This is a genomic window from Ornithinibacillus halophilus (genome assembly GCF_900129485.1).
GTDB lineage: Bacteria > Bacillota > Bacilli > Bacillales > Amphibacillaceae > Ornithinibacillus > Ornithinibacillus halophilus.
Genome location: NZ_FQVW01000024.1, coordinates 1 through 23,667 on the forward strand (window position 1 = coordinate 1; position 23,667 = coordinate 23,667).

The 23,667-nt window shown below is 34.7% G+C and carries 31 protein-coding genes; 15 read left to right on the forward strand and 16 right to left on the reverse strand.

Annotation, left to right across the window (positions count from 1 at the left end):
* Positions 1-684: 684 nt before the first annotated feature.
* From BUB12_RS10395 to BUB12_RS10405, 3 genes are all read right to left on the reverse strand, one after another.
* On the reverse strand, positions 685-1,833 hold the full coding sequence (locus BUB12_RS10395; protein ID WP_072890697.1) for a PcsB-like coiled-coil domain-containing protein: 1,149 nt from the start codon (positions 1,831-1,833) through the stop codon (positions 685-687).
* 194 nt (positions 1,834-2,027) lie between these two features.
* On the reverse strand, positions 2,028-2,879 hold the full coding sequence (locus tag BUB12_RS10400) for a DegV family protein (protein WP_072890699.1): 852 nt from the start codon (positions 2,877-2,879) through the stop codon (positions 2,028-2,030).
* Positions 2,880-3,091: 212 nt separating this feature from the next.
* Complete coding sequence (locus BUB12_RS10405) at positions 3,092-3,754, reverse strand: HAD family hydrolase (RefSeq protein ID WP_072890700.1); 663 nt, start codon at positions 3,752-3,754, stop codon at positions 3,092-3,094.
* 205 nt (positions 3,755-3,959) lie between these two features.
* On the opposite strand from BUB12_RS10405, the gene BUB12_RS10410 reads away from it, so the two are divergent.
* The 3 genes from BUB12_RS10410 to BUB12_RS10420 all read left to right on the forward strand — a co-directional run bounded on the left by BUB12_RS10410 (position 3,960) and on the right by BUB12_RS10420 (position 6,608).
* On the forward strand, positions 3,960-5,126 hold the full coding sequence (locus BUB12_RS10410; RefSeq protein ID WP_072890702.1) for a nitrate/nitrite transporter: 1,167 nt from the start codon (positions 3,960-3,962) through the stop codon (positions 5,124-5,126).
* Between the two features lie 138 nt (positions 5,127-5,264).
* Positions 5,265-6,167, forward strand: a complete 903-nt coding sequence (locus BUB12_RS10415) for a GNAT family N-acetyltransferase (protein WP_072890704.1) — start codon at positions 5,265-5,267, stop codon at positions 6,165-6,167.
* A gap of 114 nt (positions 6,168-6,281) precedes the next feature.
* On the forward strand, positions 6,282-6,608 hold the full coding sequence (locus tag BUB12_RS10420) for an RNA-binding protein (protein ID WP_072890706.1): 327 nt from the start codon (positions 6,282-6,284) through the stop codon (positions 6,606-6,608).
* 54 nt (positions 6,609-6,662) lie between these two features.
* Here the strand turns inward: BUB12_RS10420 and BUB12_RS10425 are convergent, their stop codons facing one another.
* From BUB12_RS10425 to BUB12_RS10445, 5 genes are all read right to left on the reverse strand, one after another.
* The gene (locus BUB12_RS10425) at positions 6,663-7,145 is read right to left on the reverse strand and encodes a DinB family protein (protein WP_072890707.1); all 483 of its coding nucleotides are present in this window, start codon (positions 7,143-7,145) and stop codon (positions 6,663-6,665) included.
* Positions 7,146-7,177: 32 nt separating this feature from the next.
* Positions 7,178-7,822, reverse strand: a complete 645-nt coding sequence (trhA, locus tag BUB12_RS10430; protein ID WP_072890709.1) for a PAQR family membrane homeostasis protein TrhA — start codon at positions 7,820-7,822, stop codon at positions 7,178-7,180.
* Positions 7,823-7,898: 76 nt separating this feature from the next.
* Positions 7,899-9,575 carry a hypothetical protein gene (locus BUB12_RS10435; RefSeq protein ID WP_072890711.1) on the reverse strand — a complete coding sequence of 559 codons (1,677 nt, stop codon included), beginning with the start codon at positions 9,573-9,575 and terminating at the stop codon, positions 7,899-7,901.
* Between the two features lie 14 nt (positions 9,576-9,589).
* The gene (locus BUB12_RS10440; protein WP_072890713.1) at positions 9,590-10,051 is read right to left on the reverse strand and encodes an SET domain-containing protein-lysine N-methyltransferase; all 462 of its coding nucleotides are present in this window, start codon (positions 10,049-10,051) and stop codon (positions 9,590-9,592) included.
* A 146-nt stretch (positions 10,052-10,197) separates the two neighbouring features.
* The gene (locus BUB12_RS10445; protein ID WP_072890715.1) at positions 10,198-10,968 is read right to left on the reverse strand and encodes a hypothetical protein; all 771 of its coding nucleotides are present in this window, start codon (positions 10,966-10,968) and stop codon (positions 10,198-10,200) included.
* A gap of 197 nt (positions 10,969-11,165) precedes the next feature.
* Here BUB12_RS10445 and guaC point away from each other — a divergent pair, with 197 nt between their 5' ends.
* Positions 11,166-12,149 carry a GMP reductase gene (gene guaC, locus BUB12_RS10450; RefSeq protein ID WP_072890716.1) on the forward strand — a complete coding sequence of 328 codons (984 nt, stop codon included), beginning with the start codon at positions 11,166-11,168 and terminating at the stop codon, positions 12,147-12,149.
* A gap of 271 nt (positions 12,150-12,420) precedes the next feature.
* Here guaC and BUB12_RS10455 read toward each other — a convergent pair whose 3' ends face one another.
* Entirely contained in the window at positions 12,421-13,638 is a 1,218-nt protein-coding gene (locus tag BUB12_RS10455) for an MFS transporter (RefSeq protein ID WP_084063299.1), read from the reverse strand.
* 23 nt (positions 13,639-13,661) lie between these two features.
* Entirely contained in the window at positions 13,662-14,066 is a 405-nt protein-coding gene (locus BUB12_RS10460; protein WP_072890720.1) for a MarR family winged helix-turn-helix transcriptional regulator, read from the reverse strand.
* Positions 14,067-14,213: 147 nt separating this feature from the next.
* On the opposite strand from BUB12_RS10460, the gene BUB12_RS10465 reads away from it, so the two are divergent.
* Entirely contained in the window at positions 14,214-14,411 is a 198-nt protein-coding gene (locus BUB12_RS10465) for a hypothetical protein (protein ID WP_072890721.1), read from the forward strand.
* Between the two features lie 335 nt (positions 14,412-14,746).
* On the opposite strand, the gene BUB12_RS17680 is transcribed toward BUB12_RS10465, so the two are convergent.
* Positions 14,747-14,917, reverse strand: coding sequence for a hypothetical protein (locus BUB12_RS17680; protein WP_159431567.1), 171 nt, complete (start codon positions 14,915-14,917; stop codon positions 14,747-14,749).
* 208 nt (positions 14,918-15,125) lie between these two features.
* Between BUB12_RS17680 and BUB12_RS10470 the strand changes: the two genes are divergently transcribed.
* The 7 genes from BUB12_RS10470 to BUB12_RS10490 all read left to right on the forward strand — a co-directional run bounded on the left by BUB12_RS10470 (position 15,126) and on the right by BUB12_RS10490 (position 18,070).
* A complete protein-coding gene (locus BUB12_RS10470; protein WP_072890723.1) occupies positions 15,126-15,332 on the forward strand; it encodes a hypothetical protein in 207 nt (68 codons plus the stop codon).
* A gap of 201 nt (positions 15,333-15,533) precedes the next feature.
* Complete coding sequence (locus tag BUB12_RS10475) at positions 15,534-15,806, forward strand: hypothetical protein (protein ID WP_072890724.1); 273 nt, start codon at positions 15,534-15,536, stop codon at positions 15,804-15,806.
* 78 nt (positions 15,807-15,884) lie between these two features.
* Positions 15,885-16,100 (forward strand): hypothetical protein, encoded by a 216-nt coding sequence (locus BUB12_RS10480; protein WP_072890726.1) that lies wholly within the window; start codon positions 15,885-15,887, stop codon positions 16,098-16,100.
* Between the two features lie 94 nt (positions 16,101-16,194).
* Positions 16,195-16,524, forward strand: a complete 330-nt coding sequence (locus BUB12_RS18020; RefSeq protein ID WP_234982657.1) for a potassium channel family protein — start codon at positions 16,195-16,197, stop codon at positions 16,522-16,524.
* Positions 16,478-16,783, forward strand: a complete 306-nt coding sequence (locus BUB12_RS18025) for an NAD-binding protein (protein WP_234982659.1) — start codon at positions 16,478-16,480, stop codon at positions 16,781-16,783. Before BUB12_RS18020 ends, BUB12_RS18025 begins: the two co-directional genes overlap by 47 nt.
* A 114-nt stretch (positions 16,784-16,897) precedes the next feature.
* Complete coding sequence (locus tag BUB12_RS18030; RefSeq protein ID WP_234982661.1) at positions 16,898-17,176, forward strand: hypothetical protein; 279 nt, start codon at positions 16,898-16,900, stop codon at positions 17,174-17,176.
* 306 nt (positions 17,177-17,482) lie between these two features.
* Positions 17,483-18,070, forward strand: coding sequence for a cell wall hydrolase (locus BUB12_RS10490; protein ID WP_072890728.1), 588 nt, complete (start codon positions 17,483-17,485; stop codon positions 18,068-18,070).
* Positions 18,071-18,302: 232 nt separating this feature from the next.
* On the opposite strand, the gene BUB12_RS10495 is transcribed toward BUB12_RS10490, so the two are convergent.
* A complete protein-coding gene (locus BUB12_RS10495) occupies positions 18,303-18,536 on the reverse strand; it encodes a DUF378 domain-containing protein (protein ID WP_072890729.1) in 234 nt (77 codons plus the stop codon).
* 91 nt (positions 18,537-18,627) lie between these two features.
* Positions 18,628-19,053 carry an OsmC family protein gene (locus BUB12_RS10500; protein ID WP_072890731.1) on the reverse strand — a complete coding sequence of 142 codons (426 nt, stop codon included), beginning with the start codon at positions 19,051-19,053 and terminating at the stop codon, positions 18,628-18,630.
* Between the two features lie 187 nt (positions 19,054-19,240).
* Here BUB12_RS10500 and BUB12_RS10505 point away from each other — a divergent pair, with 187 nt between their 5' ends.
* The gene (locus BUB12_RS10505; protein WP_072890733.1) at positions 19,241-19,969 is read left to right on the forward strand and encodes a Crp/Fnr family transcriptional regulator; all 729 of its coding nucleotides are present in this window, start codon (positions 19,241-19,243) and stop codon (positions 19,967-19,969) included.
* Between the two features lie 25 nt (positions 19,970-19,994).
* Here the strand turns inward: BUB12_RS10505 and BUB12_RS10510 are convergent, their stop codons facing one another.
* On the reverse strand, positions 19,995-20,471 hold the full coding sequence (locus tag BUB12_RS10510; protein ID WP_072890735.1) for a hypothetical protein: 477 nt from the start codon (positions 20,469-20,471) through the stop codon (positions 19,995-19,997).
* A gap of 126 nt (positions 20,472-20,597) precedes the next feature.
* Between BUB12_RS10510 and BUB12_RS10515 the strand changes: the two genes are divergently transcribed.
* Positions 20,598-21,392 (forward strand): nucleotidyltransferase domain-containing protein, encoded by a 795-nt coding sequence (locus BUB12_RS10515; protein ID WP_072890736.1) that lies wholly within the window; start codon positions 20,598-20,600, stop codon positions 21,390-21,392.
* Positions 21,393-21,838: 446 nt separating this feature from the next.
* On the opposite strand, the gene splB is transcribed toward BUB12_RS10515, so the two are convergent.
* Together splB and BUB12_RS10525 are read right to left on the reverse strand one after the other, a co-directional pair.
* Positions 21,839-22,867: a spore photoproduct lyase gene (gene splB / locus BUB12_RS10520; protein ID WP_072890738.1), complete on the reverse strand. Its 1,029-nt coding sequence runs from the start codon at positions 22,865-22,867 to the stop codon at positions 21,839-21,841.
* Positions 22,860-23,111, reverse strand: coding sequence for a transcriptional regulator SplA domain-containing protein (locus tag BUB12_RS10525; RefSeq protein ID WP_072890739.1), 252 nt, complete (start codon positions 23,109-23,111; stop codon positions 22,860-22,862). Before BUB12_RS10525 ends, splB begins: the two co-directional genes overlap by 8 nt.
* A gap of 141 nt (positions 23,112-23,252) precedes the next feature.
* Here BUB12_RS10525 and BUB12_RS10530 point away from each other — a divergent pair, with 141 nt between their 5' ends.
* Positions 23,253-23,552, forward strand: coding sequence for a hypothetical protein (locus tag BUB12_RS10530; RefSeq protein ID WP_072890741.1), 300 nt, complete (start codon positions 23,253-23,255; stop codon positions 23,550-23,552).
* The last annotated feature ends 115 nt before the right edge of the window (positions 23,553-23,667 follow it).

A 23,667-nucleotide genomic window follows, 5' to 3' on the forward strand; every position in this document is an offset into this window, starting at 1 on the left:
TTCGCTTTCACTTCCAGCACAAGTGCGACATCTGTTCAAGTTTCCTTCGGTCACTTTCACAGTGTCTTCTTTGCCGTGGGCGGCTGGTGAGCCAGGGTACTACGTGGTTAATCTTCCTTGCTCCCTTGCGCTGAGGAAGCCTGCTTCAGATCTTTACTAGCAGACGCAAGCGCATCATGGGGTCTCACCTATGCCTCTCCTCCCGCAGGACAAGTAATGCTACGGCAGCATTATCATCGCACGAAGGAAATTGTTTTTTATTTCCGAGGAGTCTTCGTGTATTTCCTTCGTTAGTTTTGAAATCCATTTAAAAGTATTGCAATTTAGATTGTTGATTGGAGCGGATGGCAGTCGACTCCTACGGGAATAGCACGTGTCTGAAGACCCCACAAAGATGTACCTGCGTCTACTAGCAAATCATAGAAGTTAATTCCTCGGTACAAGGCAGCAAAGAAGATTATTCAAGTAGTAGCCTGGCTGAAGCCGTGCCCGAGGAAAGCGACTGCCAGCAGCGGAAATCAACTAAGCACTATCTTTGAGTTTTTATTAACTATAAAAAGCAATACCCCCTATAAACAACTAACTATAACAACATGTACGACTAGTATTGTTCGTTTTTATAGTGCGATTATTTAGTTATGTGCCAGTCTCTTTCTAGAATGAACTGTTACGGTTCTCTTTATATCATTGAATGGTTACTTTAACTCTTCGAACTCCCCATTGATAGGCTTCTTTTTTAGTTGGTACAAAAACGTCAATTTTATTTCCTTTTATAGCACTTCCTATATCACCTGCAATGGCATAACCATAACCTTCAACATGAACAACTGAACCTAAAGGTATAACAGATGGGTCGACTGCGATTACCTTTGCATCTGGGTTTTCTTTTAGGTTAATTCCTGTATATGTTATTCCGCGACAGCCTGTACAATTTGCAGTATAAGCAGTAGAAGTCATCATTAACGTCTCTGCATTTTTGGTTTCAAGTGAAGATTCATTTTCTTTGTCACTATTAACTAATTTAGCTTTTTCTTTTTCTCTAGCTTTTCTTTCTTCTTCTCTTTTCTTCGCTTCTATCGCCTTTTGTCTAGCAATTTCAATTTCACGCTTCACTTGAGCCTCAACAGATGCTAATTTACTATCTTCTGCTTGTAAGCGATCCATAATATCATTTAATTCATTCTGTTTTCTTTCTAATGCTTTTGTATTTTGAACTAACTGTTGTTTTTGCTTTGTCACTAACTCTAGCGTTTCTTCTTGTTCTGTTCTCATTTGATTAAGATTATCCAGCTTGTCAAAGGCTGATTGTTGATTTTCTGCAACTTGATCTTTATCAGCCTGAAGTTGATCCATTAAAGAGACATCTGATTCAGCAATTTTGTTTAAAGATACGATTCTAGTGATCAAATCTCCAAAGCTTTCTGAACCTAATACAACCTCTAAAAATCCTATAGATCCCCCATTACGCTGATAAGAAACAACTCTGTCTTCAAGAATTTCATATCGTGATTCAATATTTTCTTCAAGTTCTTCAATTTCCTCTTGTAGTACTCGAATATCTTCAACTGTTTCAGTAATATTTTCTTCCGTCTTTTCTATTAAACGTTCATTTTCTTCTATCGATTCATTAACACTTTCTAATTTAAGACATAACTCATCTATTTCAGTTAGCACTTCATTGATTTGTGCTTTAACCTGCGTTTGTTCTGTTTTAATCTCTTTACGTTGGTCTTTTATTTCATCTAAATCTTTTGTATCAGCATAACTATAAAAGATTGGACATCCTATTACTAATAGCGTTGCTAAGGTAATTACAGTTATCTTTTTACCCAACTTTTTCCCTCGCTTCCTACTTCCCGGTTACAAATCTAGTAGTCCAGAAGCAATTATAGCATGTTCTAGTAACAAGTCTATTAACTTCAAATTACAATTATATTACACGAAACAAGAGTTAACTTATAGAACTTGATACAGTTGGGATTTGATTTCACAAAAAAAACACAGGACATTGACTGTCCCATGTTTCATTATTCCTCATTCCAAAACAGACCTAATGTTCCTTCCCCAGCATGAACTGCAAGGGATGAACTAATTTCCCCTATTTCAATTGGTAACCCGGAGATTTCTGCCTCAATCAATTCTTTCATTTCCATTGCTTTATTGATTGCATTCCCGTGCATGATTCCTAATTGCTTAATTTTTTTCGATTCATATGCTTCTTTAAATAAATTTACAACCTTACTTGTTGCCTTCTTTTCCGATCGAATACGCTCAATTAATCCAAGTTCTCCATTAGTATCAATGGATAGAATAGGTTTTATTTTTAAAAAGTTTCCTAATAAAAATTGAGCCCCTGACATTCTACCACCTTTATACAATTGCTCAAGGCTACCAAGTAATATTAGATTTCTAGACTTTTTCGCTAAACCTCTTAGTTCTTCTGCAATTTGTTTGTTATCTAGCCCCTCTTCTGCTAGTTCGATACCTTTTTGAAGTAAAGCTGTGATCGCATATGACAAGGAATACGAATCTACCATTTCAACATCAAAACCTGAATGATCTTTACCTGTTTTCGAACTGGAGATTGTGCCACTTAACTTATTAGAGACGTGTATGGCGATTGCTGAATCATACTTTTCTTTCAACTGATCATACAAATCTTTAAATCTACCAGCAGAAGGCTGAGAAGTTTTAGGTACTTGTTTTTCATTTCTAATAATCTCATATAATTGGTCAGAGGATAAATCAATCCCATCTTCATACTCTTTACCATCTGATATGACGACAATTGGTACTACATAAATGTCTGGATGATTTCTTAATTCTTCCGTTAAAAAAGCAGTGCTATCCGTTACAAAAGCAATTCTCTTTTTTGTCATTATAATCCCCATTTCTGTTCATAATACGTAACAATTCTTTATACAGAAAACTTCATGTAATTCTTATTAATAATTAGTATACCTTTTTTATTTAATTATACCAAGTATTAGTATCTGGTATCAATAATAACTTAAAAATAAAGAGGTGAGAATTCCTCACCTCTTTACAAATCATTTTATGTAACTTTATAGATTGGGGCACGGCAAATTTATTAAGCGAAAATTGGCCATTGATTTTTTTGTGCTATTTCTTTCATATTATCTTTGGGATTAACGACAATTGGATGTTGAACAAAGTTAAACAAAGGTAAATCACTCTCACTATCTGCGTATGCCCAGATTTCCTTAATTTCCCCTTCTTTTTCGTGTAACTGAATCCACTCTTTTAGCCTGTTAACTTTCACTTCACCATTAACTATTGTTCCAATTTGACCATTACAAATTCCATTTTTGTCATACTTTAGCTCGGTACCTATTACTTGAACAGATAAATTAACTTCTTTTGTAAATGCAGTTAAAAAAGGCATTAATGCACCAGATACTACAATGACAGTATCCCCGTCTTTTTCATGCTGCCTTAGCTTATGGATCAATTCATAATTAACTTCTTTTTTTCCAATATCAACTAGCTGAATAAAGAAATGTTCTAGTTCCTCTTTAGATTTACCTTTGAAGGATTTCGCAAATGCCTTAAAAAAAGCGTGGCGAAATTTTTCCTTTCCTTGAAACACTCCAATTACGATTGCTTTTACAAGACCTATAGCAACCACTAACCATTCTCTTAGCTTAAAATCTTTCTTAGCCACTTGAAACATTATTTTGAACGAATTCCCCTTAAAAAGGGTCCCATCAAAGTCTACCGTTACTAATCCCACAACTTCAGCTCCTTTTGCGAATATCTACTCATTTAACCAGTTATTTCCTATCATTATACTTTAAATTAACTGAATATCCAATTTTCTTTAGACACCTCTCTTATTACATAACTTTACCTATAACTGTAAATACTTTATAAAAAGATTTTCATGATTTTGCAGCTACCAGAATATGATTTTTTGAAGAGAAAGGATTAGAGTGTATATGAAGAATAAAATTCAATTACCCTTACAAACATCAAGTCTTGTAATTGGCTTTATGGTTTGGGTTCTTATATCTTCCTTAATGCCGAGTATTCAGGAAGATATTACATTAACATCAGGTCAAGCTTCAATCGTTACTGCAATCCCAGTAATCCTCGGTTCCTTATTAAGGATTCCCATTGGATTTTATACAGACCGATTTGGTGCAAGAACATTATTTGTCATCAGTTTAATAGCACTTTTATTTCCGGTATTTTATATAAGTATTGCAGAATCATTCGTCGATTTAGTAATCGGTGGACTTCTACTCGGAATTGGTGGAGCAACATTTTCTATTGGGGTAACATCACTACCTAAATACTATCCAAAAGAAAAACACGGCTTCGTTAATGGAATATATGGTGTTGGTAATATTGGAACAGCATTAACTACGTTTGGAGCACCTGTATTAGCACAATCAATTGGTTGGCAAAATACAGTGCGTACGTTTCTATTATTACTAGCGTTATTTGCTGTTCTTAATTTTATCTTTGGTGATCGAAACGAACTTAAATCGAAGAAATCAATGATGGAACAAATTAAAGGTGTCTACACTAATTCAACATTGTGGTTCCTTAGCCTTTTCTATTTCATTACTTTTGGTTCATTTGTTGCGTTTACGATATTTTTACCAAGCTTCTTAGTTGACCATTACCACTTGGAACCTGTTGATGCTGGGATGAGAACAGCAGGATTTATTGTTATTGCTACTCTTTTACGACCTATTGGTGGTTTTTTAGGAGATAAATTTAATCCATTCATCATCTTAATGTGGGTCTTCCTAGGGGTAACCTTATCAGGGATCTTATTATCATTCTCTCCAAATATTGAATGGTATACGGTTGGAGCGTTAGCAGTTGGGATAGCTGTTGGTATTGGTAATGGTACTGTGTTTAAATTAGTACCTCTGTATTTTTCCAAACAAGCTGGTATCGTCAACGGGGTTGTATCAGCAATGGGAGGACTCGGTGGATTTTTCCCGCCGTTATTATTAACCGGGGTTAATCTAATTACAGGACACCATGCGATTGCATTTATGCTCCTATCCGAATTTTCACTTGCAAGCTTGATAATCGTAATCTTTATGTATTATCAGGAACGATTAAAAGATGAAGGTCGTTTAAAATAGTTCAAAAGTAGAAACATTAAAATTCCTAAGTTGTTCGTTGGCTTAGGAATTTTTCGTTATAAGAACTTTTTCATTTCATTCATTACAAAAAGAAATTATAATTCAAGTAGATAAAGAAAACTTGGGGAGTGGCGATGAATGAAGGAAACAATTCGATTATTGAATGAGGAAGATTACCCACTTTTAGAAGCAATGGATACAGGTAAGTCTGAGGATTATGTTAAACGTATTTTTGACCGGTTAATAACTGGACCTAATCGTTTATACGGTCTTTTTAGCGATGGAAAACTAGCTAGTGTTGGTGGCTATTCTATTTATGCAAAACGCTATGCAATGCTTGGCCGACTACGTAGTGATATGCGTTTTCGAGGGAAGAATTTTGCAACTAAATTAATGGAATTTGTAAAAGATGAAGCTTTTAAAGTAGATGAAATCCATTGGGTTGGCGCGAATACTCAGGAAGAGAACTTTCCTGCTAGACGTGTGTTAGAAAAAATGGGATTTCAATCATACACGATGCTACACGGAGCGATAACAAAAGATACCTCTGCATTAGAGTCTGGTGGTCAAACTTGGAATAAAATTCATGATATGCAACAAAAAATCGTTTGGTTGGATGAAATGTATTTAAAAACGAAGGCTATTTTTCCATATGAATGTTACTACCCTTTTCCTGCTTCAACGGATTTATTTCAAAAAAAGGATTTGGATACTTGGACATTTTATGAAAATATGGATCAAACGCGAATTCTGATTACAAAAGTCGACCAGAAAAAACACAAATACTTACATGCCATTTATCCATGGAATGATATCAACAATCAAAAAGGGTTATGGGAAACAATCTCCAAAGAATATCAAGAACTTCTTAAACAAACGGAAGAGGAAACGTATATATGGATGGATTTGACGAAAGAAGAAGCAAATCAGTTACCAGAAAATCACTCGTTTGAATTGCCTTCTCCTTGGATTTTGTTTGGAATAGAGAAAACACAGTGGAAAAAATCAAAGAATCCAACTAACAACATGATCTCGTTGTAATCGTAGGCTATTTTTATTTTAGTCGATATTTTTAATGACTCTTTCTATGCTGGTTGTATTACTATTTGTACATGCATATAGTTTACTAAACAGCAGATGAAAGGAGTTAATGATATGAGGGTCGGTCTATATGTATTAGGAGTATTAGCAGTAATTGTTGCTGTTAGTTTTATTGAAACCGATGCAGTGGAAAAAGATGAGGCGAACTATATTGTATATGAGGATGAAGTTCCTACAAGCGTCAATCAACCTACTGCTAGTACTGACATCCCTACTTTTTCATCATTAGAATCTGTCTTAGAAGAAACGAAAGAAGTAGATGGTAATTACGTTGAAGTGTATAGGGAATATGAAATTTACCGAGATGAGAACGATGTTATTATCAAGAGAGAGCCTACTTCAAATTACAATTACTTAAGGTATCAATTAAATGATGAATAAGTTAGAAAAACCGAACTGAAAATTCATCAGTTCGGTTCTTAAATTGCCCTTATTCTATTGTGCTGCCTGGTCTTCTTTTGTTGGTCCCATTACACCAGGTACTTTCAATCCTGCTTGGCGTAATAATACGGTCATTTGACCACGGTGATGGGTTTGGTGATCGATTAAGGAACGTAATAATGCCCCACGTGGCACCTGATTGCCAAAGCTCTCAACTGTTTCTATTAATTGCTCGTCTGTTAAGTTAGATTCTACTTCTTCCTTAACCTTATTAGCGATTGCTTTATATCCTTCAGCAATTTCACTAACGTTATTTGGCACAACAGCTGGTTCCCCACTTACTGTTACATTCAACCCAATTTGACTTGCAAAAAATGCCGGGCTTGTAGCTAGATGCCAACCTAGCCAACCTAATGTATTATGCCCTTCTACAACTGCTTGATCTAATTTGTCATTCGAAATTGCTTCAATTACTCGAAGCGTCCCTTCTGAAGCCATATTCCAGTCATTTAAAAAATCTTCTTTTTTACGATACATTTCTATCTTACTCCTTTATCTTAATTAATATTTTAGTTAGGTAATAGATAAAACAATATACAGAAAAAATGTGCTGTCGATCCAGCTATTACAAATAAATGCCAAACCATGTGATGGTATTTAAAACCACGCCACATATAAAAGACAGCACCGATTGTATAACAAAGACCACCTACAACAAGTAAAACAACACCATTAAAATTTAAGTTATCCACAATTCTATTCCAACCAATAATGACCATCCATCCCATCGCGAGATAGAGAATAGTTGATGTAAACAAATATTTCTTTACAAAGAATGACTTGAATATTGTTCCTCCTATTGCTAGGCCCCAAACAATTCCAAACATCGTCCACCCTAATGCACCTTGAATAACTATAAAGGTGAAAGGTGTATAGGTACCTGCAATAAAAAAGTAGATTGATGAGTGATCAAAGATTTCAAATAAATCTTTTGCTTTTCCTGGTGGCATTGCATGTACTAGAGTTGAAGACATGTACAAAATAAACATTGTTGCTCCAAATATTGTAAAACTTACAACATGCCATGCACTACCGTGGACAGAGGAAAAAACAATTAGTACAACAAGTCCTGCCAGACTTAACACAGCACCAATTCCATGTGTTATTGCATTTGCTATTTCTTCACCCTTAGAAAAGGTATGTGTATCTGCCAAATTCATCATCCTTTATTTTTATTTCAAATTATTAATTATTTTCTCCAGAACAAACGAGTAATTAAACCTATAGTACTTATTCTGGCTTTAAAATAATCGTTCCGTCTTCTTCTTGTTTTACTTGCCATTTTCGTTGCTCGGAGTCTTTTAGTAATTCATACGTTTTCATTCCAACATAAAACTTATTACTGTCAGCTTCGTTATCTGACCCTGATAAATGATCGATGTTAACTGTAAATTCTATTTTAACAGCTTCTTCAATGACAGGTCGATGAATATGCGCATAAATCATTTGACGACCGTCCTCTTCATTTAAGATATCATAGGTCATATTACGATTGATCGGGTCTTGCTTATCCTTTCCAAGATAAAACATCGAGCACGTTTTTACTTGGATGCCTTTTGGAAAGTGAATATAGAATTCAAAGTCCTCTGTTGGTTCCGAAAAATCAAATTCATAATAGTCCTCACATTCCTCAAATAATGGTTTCATTAACGATGGTTCAAAGCAACTCATGTGTATTTTCTTTTCTTCATCAAGTGCTAATGGTTTTCCTGTTCCAATTCGAAAATCTCTAAAACCATCATTGTGAATGTCATATAGTATTGGTAGTTCATTTCCATTATCATCTGAGGCCTTTAACTGAAATTCATCATCAGAAATCGGATAGTATGGAGCATCATGGTAATCTAATTTCACTTTATCTTGTTCTTTTTGATTTGGGTTATCTTTTATTTTTTTAATTTGAATAAAATGCTCCGTCTTCAAGTCACCATATTGATTCATTACTGTTAAATGGACCGTCTGACGTTTACATAGTAAATTAAATCCTTTTTGATACGAGTCTTTTTGATACTTGTAATCAGGCATTAGCGATAATAATGTTTGATCAAATCGCTGTTTCATTTCTTCACTATAAAATTTCTTGTTATTAAAATACTCTACACAACAAACGGATTTGTCTTCTCCTTCGACAGTACATAGAAACAGTTTTTTTGTTGCCGATTCAGGTGTTGGTAAGAATGCCCAAAATGGAGATAAATTGATGAAAAATTGATTGTCCTCATTGGTTAAATATACCGTATCATCAATTAAGTTTTCATTCGTTGGACAAACACCAAATAATGGGACCGAGTGTGACCCTTTAAAAATAGATACTTCATACGCATTTGAACCTTGTCTTCTAATCGGTACTATGATTCGATATTGTAATAAATGCTTACTTCGTTTTAACACCGTTCCTAATAATTTAAAAAACGTTTCCCCAATTTCATTACTATTAAAATTGGTAATTACAACCCGATCATGGGCTATATCATTTCTAAGATTAATAAGTCGATCCATCGCGCGGTTATAGCTTGTATGTTTAGTAGCTTTATAGAAATCCTCAAAATCCCCCAGTTTATTTTGTTGCTTCATATGCTTTAAAATTCGTTTTAATAGCCCATACATATCTCCATATGAAAGACGATCAATCTTCCCTCTTACAAAAGCGTTGATTCGTCGGTCTTCTGAAAATTCCGGGTCATTATTAATTAGATGTAAGTAATAAGAAAACACGTAATATGATTTAAAATGAATTACAATTTCAAATAGCTTTAAAGCTGCCTTAGTTGCATCAATAGGATTATGTTGTTCTAGCATATTTCTTACACGTTGAGCTACAAATAATGGATACTCTGTCATCATCCTATTCAGCTCTGATTCTGAGAAATTATCATTTATAAAACGTTCAATCCAATGTTTCTCCATGGCTATTACCCCGTTTACTTCCAAAGTTCGATTAATTCTTTTGCAGAATCAATCATGGCTTTTTTAGGGTCCATTCCATCCACTTTTTGACTCGTATCTTCATCTGAAAATTGGAAGATATCGTCTCTAGCTAAGAAATATTTATAGTCTACCGTTAGCTCATCTCCAGCGTCTAGATCCCTTTTAGCAAAGCAGATTCCACAATGATACAGCATAGAAGGATCATTCGAATGATTAATATATTCTTCATTATCGATTGTATCCTTATATAAGAAATATTCTCCTGCGAAACGTACTCCAGTTTTAACTACAATTTCATTATTTTTTCGTTGTTCTTCTTGATATTCTTCTTCTGTCATTATCTTTGCATCGACAATTAAAGAGGCAATAATATCCCCTTTTTTTACTGGCTCTAATAAAAACAACCCTTCCCCATGAACTTTTGACTGTTTTACTTCTGTTTTTACATGAATCATCTCTATGTCCTCCAGTAACTTTTTTAAATTGATTTCTTAATCTATAACTGGATGTAAGACACCCACTTTTATTTATGTATCATCTTATCTATATTACCAAAAAATTCTTCAAAGTGGTAAGTTAAGCTGCGATTTGGAAGTGATCGTTAGTGGTTTTGTACTTGCTCTTTAAAGTCTTTAAATTTATCTACAACATCTGGCATTCCTAATTGTTCAGCTAAAGATATTCCGTAGTTAATAGAATTTCTCGCTTTTTGTATCTCGTTTGCTTTTATCTGTGCATCAGCTAATGCATACCAATAAAACCAAGCATCCAGCTTTTGTATCTTTTCTTTATAAAATATTTCTATTGTCGGATAGTATTCACTAAATAATTGTTCATCAAATACAAATTTTTCTCCATTCCATTTCAGTACATCCACAATATAGGCATCGGCTAATATCCGGTCCCATAATGCTATACCACCTTCGAAAGGTTCTATCATATGGTAGTTCCATTCAGCACGTTTTTCTAAATGATTTCCCTTCCGTTCAAAAACGCTTAATATATTGCCAGCAGAAGCACCTATTTTTACTCCAAATAGATACTCTTTTACATCGTCACCAGTAAGATCAACCAATGCTGAATAGGACAGTCCAATTCCTCGTTGTTTGGTTTCCCATTTTTTAATGCCAGTATGTTCGGATTTTAGCCATAGGGATACCCCGTATTCATTATATTTTTCATTCGTAAATGGGATCAGATATTCCACCTGTGAATCATGATTAAAATCATATTCCAATATAGGCATTGGATAATAGGGATTTTCCGGTGGAATTAAGATCATATGTGATGTACCTTCTGAGGCTTGTATTTCCTTGGCAATAACAACGTGGAACGATATAAGCACTATAAGTAATATCATTAATTTCTTCATAGTAAGTATCTCTCCTATTTATTAATTAAAGCTGTGAAGTCTTGATATTGAACCGCTTTACATATTTTTACTTTTCCCTTCCACAATTAAATAATGATAATTACTTTGACAATATAATGATCTTGTTGTAAATTAATTAAAGACGAACAATTAAAATATAAATTATAATTATTATTCGTGTTTAGGAGTGTGTGGATATGGAAAACGTATTTGATTATGAAGATATACAATTAATTCCTGCAAAATGCATTGTGAGAAGTCGTTCAGAATGTGATACAACCGTTACATTAGGTGGACATACATTTAAATTACCGGTCGTTCCTGCTAACATGCAGACCATTATTGATGAAACAATTGCTTTAAAATTAGCTGAAAATGGGTATTTTTATATCATGCACCGTTTTGAACCAGAAAGAAGAATCGATTTTATTAAAAACATGAATGCTCGTAACTTAATTACATCGATTAGTGTTGGGGTAAAAGATGAAGAGTACCTATTTATTGAAGAATTAGCAAATCAAGGGTTAACACCAGATTTTATTACGATCGATATTGCACACGGCCATTCCGATGCCGTTATCCAAATGATTCGACATATTAAAACTCATCTTCCTGAAAGCTTTGTTATTGCAGGGAACGTTGGTACTCCAGAAGCAGTAAGAGAATTGGAAAATGCTGGAGCAGATGCAACGAAGGTTGGAATTGGTCCTGGTAAAGTATGTATAACGAAAATCAAAACTGGTTTCGGTACTGGTGGCTGGCAATTAGCAGCTTTAAAATGGTGTTCAAAAGCTGCTACTAAACCTTTAATTGCTGACGGCGGTATTCGTACTCATGGTGACATTGCCAAGTCAATTCGTTTTGGAGCAACTATGGTAATGATCGGGTCTCTATTCGCCGGCCACGAAGAATCACCAGGTGAAACGGTTGAAAAGGAAGGAAAGCTTTATAAAGAATATTTTGGTTCTGCTTCAGAATTCCAAAAAGGTGAAAAGAAAAACGTGGAAGGTAAGAAGATGTACGTGGACTACAAAGGTCCATTGAAAGATACATTAATTGAGATGGAACAAGACTTACAATCTAGTATCTCCTATGCTGGTGGCAACACACTTGATGCCATTAGACATGTTGACTATGTTGTCGTGAAAAATTCCATCTTTAATGGGGATAAAGTGTATTAATTCATATGAAAAGGAGCAAGGATTGGTGTCCTTGCTCCTTTTGTGGTTGTGGCGTTTGTGCGGTTGCGTGGGTTGTGCGGGGGGGTTGCGGACATCCATTCCGTTATTTACCCAATATGCAGCTTTTTCGATATCTCAAGGACATCTGTTCCGTTATTTGGGATATACAGGTAAATTTATTTGATAAAACTAGTAAATAGCGTACTAAATGTCCTCAGGGAAGTTAAAATTGCCAGATTATAAGATTTAACGTATTAAATGTCCGAACACATCAACCAACCTGATTCCCTGATTCAGTTGGTACCCTCTCAAATTTTATTTTCTTTCCTTGCCAAGATTGTTGAATCATAAACAACCCAATTACAACTATTAAAGTTGCTGCAGCTGTCATATATAAAGCCTGGAAGCTATAATGGGCTACGATCATGCCAAGTAAATAAGAACCAAGGGCGATACCTGAATCCCAGAAAATAAAAAAGGTAGATGTAGCATGTCCACTTCTATGCTTATCTGCTGCTTGTATACACATCGTTTGGAAACTAGGTAATAAAGAACCACTGCCCAATCCAATTAATACTGCTGACACTAAAAACATCCAGGCTGTGTTAGTAAAACTTAACATTACTAATCCAGCAGCAAAAATAAATACACATGGAAAAATTACATATTTTGGACCTTTTACATCAAATAGTTGTCCTAATGAAGGACGAGAAATAATCATAACTGCTGCAAATACAATAAAGAAATAATTAGCAACATGAGCTAAATCGATTTCAGTCGCATAAACAGAAATAAACGATAAAATACTAGAATAGGCAATCCCAACTAAACTACCAATAATAGCAATTGGAAATGCTTTAAACTCCAATAAATCATGAATAGAGAACTTTCTCTTAATCGCATTTACTTGTACTGCCACGTTTGGAACATTTACCAAGAATGCTAAGAAAACCCCACCAACCATGATAAAGCTTAATACAATGAACAATAACTGAGGACTTGCAACCTGAATTAATGACAACCCTAAGAAAGGTCCAATAACGATTGCTATATTCATTGACATAGCAAAATAACCAAGCCCTTCTCCCCTTCGTTCATCTGGGACTAAATCTGCTGCAATCGCACTGGTTGCAGTCGTTAAAAATCCAAATGAAATCCCATGAATAAACCTTACAATTAATAATGGGATGAACCCATCGACCCAGATGTATAAAAACATCGTTAAAGAGAATAAAATAGTACTCCAAATTAGCGACTTTTGCTTCCCCATTTTTTCTAGTAATGTTCCAGAAAACAGCCGCATTATAATTGCTGCCACAAGCATACTTGTAACGACTAATCCACCTTGTGCTTCTGTTCCACCAAGATTCCGAATCACATAATTTGGTAACGTCGTAAGCAATGCATAAAAAGCAACAAATACAATAAATTGTGTTAATGATATACTGATAAAACTCTTTGTCCAAATAGGAACTTTATGATTACTCATGATGTTACCTCTCCTCTACTATGCTAAACTAACTTTTGTATTAATTGATAAAAAACATTTTTTTCTTCTTCTGATAACTGCTCCAGCATTTTTTCTTCATGAGAAGCTACAGATTTTTCAATATCAAAGTATTTCTCTTTAGCACTATCAGTCAACTGAATTAATCGCGCACGTTTATCTTGACCTTGAGTTCTGCTAATCCAACCATTGGCTTCCATCCGTTTTAATGTTCTTGTAACGGTAGGTGCCTCCACATGAAAGTATTGAGTGATTTCAGTTTGAGTTTTCGCACCGTTCTTATATAAATAGTAAATAATCGACCACTGTGCATTATATAAACCATGATTTTTTAAACAATCGTTTAAATGTTTATTAATGTAACGAACCTTTTGATTCAGTTGGTGAATTATATCTTGATTTTTAACCATAAATATCCTCCAATTAAAAATAGTTACCTAGGTAACTATTTTGCATAAATACTACTATAGTCCTGATGAAAATAATTGTAAAGCATTCTTCATACTTTTTACTAAAATAAGCGTGAATTAAGCATCCTATTAATAGGAGGTGTTGTTATGAATGATAAAGACAGGGACTATGGGATGAAAAATCCCCATTTTGATGGTCCACGAGAAAGTATTATCAATGATAATGAAGGCCAACAATTTGGAATGCAAATGGATAAAAAACTAAAACAGAGTCCATATCCAGTTAAAGAATTAAAAGAAGATCCTGAAATGAATACTTTTGACCAAACATTTGGGAATGAATAAAGGGGTTGGGGATTGTTTTTGTACCAATGGTGAGCGAGTTATCAACTATGGAGATCAATTCTGAATAGAGAGCGAGCGTATTTCCTATTGTGGGGATCACTTTTCACCCAAGGGCGAGCGACTTCCTTACCCTGGGGATCACTTCTTTCCCTGGGGCGAGCGAGTTCACTTTTGTGGGGATCACTTCTTACCCAAGGGCGAGCGATTTCCTTACCCTGGGGATCGCTTCTCTCCCTGAGGCGAGCGAATTATATACTCTGCTGATCACCGGCGAAGCGCATACCCACCAAATCAAAAACTCCTCCTTCAACCAACAGGAGGAGTTTCATTTGGTTTTAGCTAGCTTTTCTTGTGCGTAAAAATAGTGCAATTTGAGGTTTCTTAACGGAAAGATTTAATTTTCTTTTATTATTACGTGCCATTACTGCAGTTCTTTGTTGTTTTGCAGCCTTTCTCATCTCTTCCATTCTATCCTTCGCGATACTTGAATATATTTCATTATACATAATTTACTTCCTCCTCATTGGTTATCTTATAGTACTATCATACTCCCCATGAGGCTTTTTAACCTCGGCACCACGGCTGATTTTACAAAAGAAAATTTCCCTCCTTTGTATGTAGAAAAATCTCCGTCTAGAGACGGAAGCAGACTAAATCTTTTCAAAATTACATTTTCCATATATAATATAGGCAAAAGTTTAAGGAGTGTGACACATGGGAAAGTCGAATGCACAGAAGAAAAGAAGCAAATTGATTCGCGAAGGAAGGCTGAATCCAGAAATAAACCGTAGTCCATATGTAGGTTTAGATTTACGTACAAGAAAAACGAAGACTAAAAAAGATAATATATACCGTACAAAACACAAGAATCGTCATCTTCATAAACAAGATAACGATTCTTTTTATTTGCCTATAAATTAGAAAGAAAACCCCAAACACCCGCACCTATTATTAAAACAATTACCCAAAATATCGGGTTTAAAATAAAACTCCTTCTCTTCTCTCCCATAAGAAATCCCCCTCCAATTATCAATTCTTATTAATTTATATGCCGACTCAATTCTTTTTATTTTTATGCTTACTTTTTGTGTTGGTTGGTTATCCTAATACGGGGTGATATAAATGAAGGCTAACGAAGAAGAAAAGAAAAAGTTTGATAAAGCATTAGATGATATTCTCGAACTTTTTAATAACTTAGAAGAAGATGAACCAATAATTAAATTTACTGATGATGTTTTTGAAAACATTGAATTAGCTAAGAAGAAATATGGTGACGAAACAGTAGATGAAAAAATCAATACCGTTGTTCGTGAAATGTTATCGTGGCTTGATCTAGATGAGGATAATGAAGATGAAAAAGAGGCAGAGGAGGAAACAGAAGAAGAAGAAAAATAACCTTGCATTTGTTATGAGGCCATGATAATATAAGAACATACATTCAGAACACTTGTTCTAGTTGAGGTGATTAAAATGATGAATAATTTATATCTACAATCGAAACAACGTAAACAAAATTTAATGATTTTTTATATGGATCAATCAAATAACATAACCCAACGTATTATACGGGTTGTCGACATTAAGGAGAATGCTATTGTGGCATTCTGCTATTACCGTAAACAAGTACGTACATTTAAGATAAACAATATCCTCTCCGTTGCTCCTACAGGCAAAAAAATCGGTGCATAGCCACTTTTTATTCGCCTTTTATCTTACAAAATACAGCCATTTCCTTTATACTTTTTTTATATTCTAAATTTTTATGAGTTTCGGGGGATTGTGTATGCATTTTTTTCTTAGACTAGGATTAAACCTAATTAAAATGAGCAATCTTACATTGTTTGTATCCACTATCGTTTTTACCTTCTTTTGTACAGTAACCATCTATTTGATAGAACCTACAACTTTTAATTCCCTTCTTAATGCTTTTTACTTTGTCCTAACAACATTTACTACTGTTGGCTATGGCGATTTCTCACCAGTAACAACTGCTGGGAAGTTATTTTCCATTTTTATGTATCTATTTGGAATTGGCTTAGTAGGTATTGTCCTAGGAAAAATCATAGATGAACTATACCAATCAAGATCACATCATTATTATCGGTTGGAATAAGAAAAGCGAATCTGCAATTAATGAATTACTAAAATCCAATCAAAAAGTAGAAGTAGTACTGATTGATACACTTGAAAGATCCCCAGTAGATGTGTCAAACGAACGAGTACATTACATACAGGGCTCCCCTACTGAGAAAGAAACATTATATAAAGCAAATATTAATAAAGCAAAATCTGTTATCGTCTTTTCAGATGATACAATCCCAGACTCTTCATTGCGTGATGCAAAGACGTTGAACGTTGCGATTGTAGTATAAAGATTAGCACCAGCTGTCCATACAACTGTAGAAGTCTTAAATAAAGAACATCTCTCAAACTTTGAACATGTTAAAGTAGATGAATTTATCCAATCACAAGAAACTATATCTTCGTTGGCTGTACGTGCTGCCTTGTACCAGGGAGTTAGTAAAGTATATTCACAACTTCTCAGCAGACAATATGGAGACGATTTATACAAAATATCGAATAAGAATTGGAATACGTATAAGGAAGCATTTCAGGATCTCCTCGCCCAAGGTGCTACTTTAATAGCCGATAGGGATCAACTTGATATTAATAGAAGACTAGATGAAAAGATTCCTAATGATGCAGAATTATATATTATATGTGATAAGGAAACCTACCATAAAATTGAACTACTTTCCTCATAGACGATAACGACTGAGGTGGAGACAGGATGGTCCTAGTCCACCTCACGTTAATATCCAATGTGCTAGTAACATTTCAGTAATATCTGTCATACTTTAACCTTCCGCTACCAACAAAACCATTAAATGGGATTTTTTCACAATTACCTAATATTTCCAATATGTAACTTATTCCTTGAAGCATCTATACTTCTCCCTCCAAAAAATATATGGAAAAATTTAGCTACTGATAAACTATATTACATCTAGTAATCTCTTAGTTGTAGCAAAGATATCACCTTTCAAAACTACAACTAGGAGGATTTACAAATGAAAAAAGTTAAAAATCTATTAATAGCTGCTTCTGTATCATTTGGATTACTCGTTATGCCAACTGGTGCTGATGCTGCTTCATATACTGTAAAAAGTGGAGAAACATTCTGGTCAATCGCTCAAAAGCATGGGACGAGTGTTGCTAACTTACAGATTGCTAATAATCGCTCCGGAATCTTCTTATATGCTGGAGAAACAATCAAAGTACCTGATGCTATCTCAACAGAAGATAAAAAACTTATGGCTAAACTAGTTCATGCTGAAGCTAAAGGAGAACCATATGCGGGGAAAGTTGCTGTTGCGACAGTAATCCTTAATCGTGTCGACCATAGTGAATTTCCAGATACGATTAAAGAAGTTATATATGAGCGTTCAGGTGGATATTATGCATTTTCACCAGTACAAAATGGCACGATTAATGAAGGATATACTTCTGAAGATATGAAAGCTGTTAATGAAGCAATTGCTTTCCGTGGACAAGGAAATGGTTCTATCTACTTCTATAATCCAGAAACATCATCAAGTGAATGGATTTTATCACGTGAAGTAACAGTTACCATTGGAAATCATAAATTTGCAAAATAATTCATAAGTGAAGTTTCCACTAGATATCTCTGAATTTACTAAAAGGAAGCAACCGGTGTGATCTGGATTGCTTCCTTTTAACATCAACTAGTATAGAATAAATAGGAGTTTCATTCTTCTTTTGACTTGTATAGACTTTTCCCAAACCATTTTTTTAAAACTAAAAACGCATTTAATGACAAAACAAAAAGCTGCCTCAACGATCTGAGACAGCTCCAGTTTACAATTAATTCTACGTATCGGTTCTTAGTCGTCTTTGACTGGCATATGCTTCATCTGATTTAAATAATAAGGATAAAGCATAAAGACCACTAATACCTACTAATGTGTAAACAACTCTTGAAAGTAAACTTTCTTGTCCACCAAAAATGGCAGCTACTAAATCAAATTGAAACAAACCTATTAGTCCCCAATTGATTGCACCGATAATAATTAATGCCAACGCCAAACGCTGGATTCCATTCATCGTATACTACCTCCTTTATTGAAGAGTCAGAGATAGTTTGCCCTTTTTATAAAAAAACATACAACAATAGTAAAAAATTACCAAACAAAAGTTAAACCTCTTGTTCTCCTTTTTTTCCATTAATGGAGTAACTCGCAGTAATGGTAGCACTTAGCGAATGAGAGACAGAACAATATTTGTCTTTCGATAACTGAATCGCTCGAACAACTTTGTCTTCTTGTAACTCACCCTCTAGAGCATAGTGAATATGAACACCCGTAAATTTTTTCGGATGATCTTCTGCACGTTCCCCTTTTACATCCATTTGAAAAGATGTTGGCTCTAATCTCATTTTGTTTAAGATAGAAATAATGTCGATGCCTGTACAACCAGCAACAGCATTCATTAATAATTCTGTTGGTCTTGCTCCTGTATTTTCTCCACCAACCGATTCTGCAGCATCCATCTTAAGTTCATGCCCTGATGGCGTCATTCCAGAAAAGGCCATTTTTTCATTCCATTTAACAGTAAGTTCCATCACTTTCCCCTCCTATTTAACGTTCATTTTAGTATTTGTACTTCTAACGTAAACATGCCACACATTACAAGATATATCTAGTAATACGACAAATAATTGTTATAAATTTGTAAATTTCGTCGCAACGGGTACATATTTTAGCGTGTTAGAATGTAACCATAGAGTAAGGGAAAGGGTGTGATGCAAAATGCAATCACAGGCAGAGATTTTATTAAAAGGGAAACATAGAGATGAGCCCATTTCTCCTCAGTTAAGAGAACTCCTAGAGTCCATCGGTACTATTCGTAAAATAGAGAAAGATGGGTATATTTTTCATGAAGGTGAAGAAGCACACGATATATACATTATCCAATCAGGCATTGTTCAAATGTCCAAGCTTGCAGCTAATGGGAAAGAACTGATATTAAGAATATGTAAAAAAAATGATCTGATTGGTGAGTTAACATTGTTTAGTGATAACCCTGCCTTCTTACTCAGTGCAAAAATATTAGAACCTGGTGAGGTTATCGTTATAAACAAAGATAAATTGGAACGAGCATTATTAGAAAATAGTATGTTGACATTTGAGTTTATGAAATGGACTAGTAACCATATGCGAAAATTCCAATCAAAAATAAGAGACCTATTATTAAATGGTAAAAAAGGTGCCTTATATTCTACGCTTATCCGTCTTGTAAATAGTTATGGCATTGAACATAAAGATGGTTGGTTAATTAATATTAGTTTTACAAATCAAGAATTAGCCAATTTCTGCGCAGCAACACGTGAAAGCGTCAATCGTATGCTAGCAGAATTACGTAAAAAAGATAAAATAGCAGTTATGAAAAATGGTGAAATCTTAGTCAAAGATCTAGACTACTTAAAAGACGAAATCGGATGTGAAGGTTGTCCAATCGAAATATGCAACATTAACTAACAGTGTGGATTATCACACTGTTTTTTTATAGCAATAAATGAATAGCGATCATCATGAATAAGGACATTCCTAACCAGAGATGAATTTTTCGAACCGTTCCTGATGGCTTAATTAATCGATACCACCCTGTAAATACTAAAAGAACCATTATGATTAACGCTAATAGCCCAACAAGCATTTTTTCATTTTTCATGGTAAACCCTAAATTTGAGATCACCATGATGGCATGGACTATAATTAGAAGTAATGCTGTTGTACCTGTCCACCTATGAAATGGCAAAACTTTTTTCGATAAATTCGCTAATTTAATCTTCTTTTTCCGTTCTGGTACTGTTCGAATCGTTGCAAAAACCGCATTCCTTGTCCAATTAAATAAAAAGAATAAAAATCCTATAAAGCCGACAATAACGTGTGAAGGCAAAGCCGGAAATAATGCGTGTGTCACAACTTGCCAAATTGCGAAAATCAATAAGAAAATGTTTAATACAAACCAGTAGCTCATGGTGACTGATTACCAATACGCAATCAGATTGACACCTCCTACATTGCTAGATAACATGTATATCATAGCAAACGTGAATCTTTTTTTCATTATAAATAAATTTAGCATGCTGAGGGGATTAGCACAGTGAAAAATGTCATTCAAGATTATATAAAGCAATTAGAGAATGATGAAGGAATTATTGTCTTATATGTATGTGAAGCTGGTAGCCGGAGTTGGGGATTAGAATCGCCAATGAGTGATTACGACGTCCGGTTTATTTATATGTATCCAACAAAAGAATACTTACGAATTGACCCTATTGGAGTTGGAAAAAGAAAGGATGTCATTGAACAAAAAATCTCTGATACACTGGATATTAGTGGTTGGGAATTAACGAAGACTCTCCGTTTGTTCAGAAAGTCTAATCCGACATTGTTAGAATGGCTTCATTCGGAAATGCTCTACTATCAACATTCGACTACGATAGAGACTATAAAAAAACTGGAACCAACCGTATTTTCTGCAACTACTTGCCTTCATCATTATGTGAATATGGCATCGAGTAATTTTAAAAAGTTCGATGGCGATTGTAATCATTCTGTAAAACTGTTAATTAACGTCCTAAGACCAATATTAATATGTAAATGGATAAAAAAACACAATGCGTTTCCACCTTTGGATATGGACTTAGTAGTGGAACAAGTTGTAAGTGATGAAGAGATTGAAAAGATCATAAAGGAAATTTTACAAGATAAACGACTGGGACAAACGAACGTTGTGCCTAATAATATTAATGCTCTTAATACCTACATCACCAAATCATTACAAGATATTAAGCATCACTTACATAAACAACCCCCTCTTCGTAACCAAGGAGTGACAAAAAAGTTAGATTTAGTATTTCAGAATGCCTTAAGGGAAGTTTCGAATAAAAATTAAACCATGAAAGAGGCTAGGAAAAAATAATAATAACCACTCTAAAGACAAATGTTCTAAAAAGAGGTTCTGATTCTTTCGTTTTTAGATGTTTGGCCGTCAATTTTAGTTAATAGAATCAAAGTAAGAGTTTTATTAATTTCCAATGATTCCCAAACTAGTGGAGGAAATACACGTAGACTCCTCGGAAATAAAGAGCAATTTCCTTCGTGCGATGATAATGCTGCCGTAGCATTACTTGTCCTGCGGGAGCAGAGGCATAGGTGAGACCCCGGAGAGCGAAGCTCGAGGAGGCTCACCAGCCGCCCGCGGAAAGCGAAGTGTATTTTCCGAAGCGGTGGAAATTATGCCTAGTCTATAATTTTCTCACAATCTAAACAAATCCGAATTAATTCCTATTGTTAAGATCTGATATATCAAAAATACTTTTGTCTTAACTCTCTTTCTTTTTAAGTAAAGTATTCGATCTTAGCTTCTGGAAAGTAGTGATTAATATATCCACCCAGCGTGTCCTTAATATCCTCTTGCTCCTCAGTGGTATAAACGTACTTTCCTATACCATATTTTCCCCACTTCCACTTTCGTTTCGACTCATCTAATTCTAATTTAGTCATGGGATAATTTTGTTCAATAACTCTTTTGGCAGGTTTCGTAAAACGATGTTGAATCATTTCAAAGGTTAAATCTTTACGGGCATAGGATGGCAACTCTGCCTCGAGTTTTTCAAACATCTCCTTATATCCTTCTTTCCATCCCTCATGAAGATAGATTGGTGCCACGATAAACCCTAAAGGATAACCAGCTTCTGCAATTTTAGCTGCAGCATCAATTCGTTCGTTTAATCTAGATGTTCCAGGTTCAAAATATTTAATTATATAATCATCATTAATGCTAAAACGAAACCTTGTCTTGCCATTATGTTTCGCATCTAGTAAATGATCGACATGGGCAAACTTTGTTACAAAACGCAACCGTCCGTGTTCCGATTCACCAAAATATTCAATCGCTCTTTTTAATGTATGTGTTAAATGATCGACTCCTACTATGTCTGAGGTACAAGAAGCTTCAAATCGTGTTGGATCAGGTGCCCGTTCACGCATGTACTCTTCTGCAGCGTCAAATATTTCCTCTACATTGACATACGTTCGAATGTACGGCTTACTGCCCATCGTAGTTTGCAAGTAGCAATAATGACAATGTCCCATACAACCAGTGGCAAATGGAATGGCATATTCAGCAGAAGGTTTTGATGTATCAAACTTTAATGTTTTTCTAACTCCAACAACTAGCGTTGATTTTGCCATACGATATTTTTGAAAATGGTTTTCACCTGGCAAATTACGGATTTGGTTGTGTGAGGTTGTTTCCCTTATCTCGATATCCATGTCTTCAAATTTCTTCAACAGCTTTTTCCCAAGCGGATATTCCAATGCACGTGGTTCAACATATACTAACTGTGGAACAAATGGTTTAACCATAAAATCCCTCAATGTCTACCGAACCGAATGCTTCTTGGTAGGCTTGTTCGGCTTCTTCCTCTGATTTAAATAATGCAAATTCATCAGATAAAGGATAATATGTTTCATGGGCAAAAAGTGCGAGTTCAGATGGATTATCAGGATTTTCTACAACCGCTGCCTGCTGTACTTGTGCAACATCTTGTGCATGAGGGTTTCTAATAATAATGTAAACTACTTCTCCTGGTCTAAATTGACTATCCATAGTAACCACCTATCTTTCTGTTAGATTACTATCATTATTTGTTACGTTGACTAATTTATCCTTTAATTTACGATGCCTTTTTCACCATTTCGATAAAATGCATATGATGTAAAAAGGACGCATTGACGAAGGATGGTTTTTATGAGTGATTTAAATGCTAAGCAGGAAGGGATAGCAATAAAAGTTGAAGAACTCGAAGAAAAACACAATGATCAAGAAAAACAAATCGAAACGAAGACAGATAAAAATGATGTTCATGTACTAATTGATGAAAGATTAAAAGAAGAGCAAGTAGTTACGAAAGCGGACTTAGAAAAGTTAGAGGAACGAATGGAAGCCAATCTACATGCAAGTCAAATGAAACTGCTAAAATGGATCATTGGAACAGGGATTAGTTTTATATCCGGTGCTATCGCTATTATTGAACTATTTATTAGATAGGGTCAATGAGTACAGCTCATTGACCTTTTTAAATATACCTTCATACACTCGCTTTTCTAGAATGATTAAACAGGGCCTTTTTATCTCATCCTAAGATAAATACAATGGTTTGATA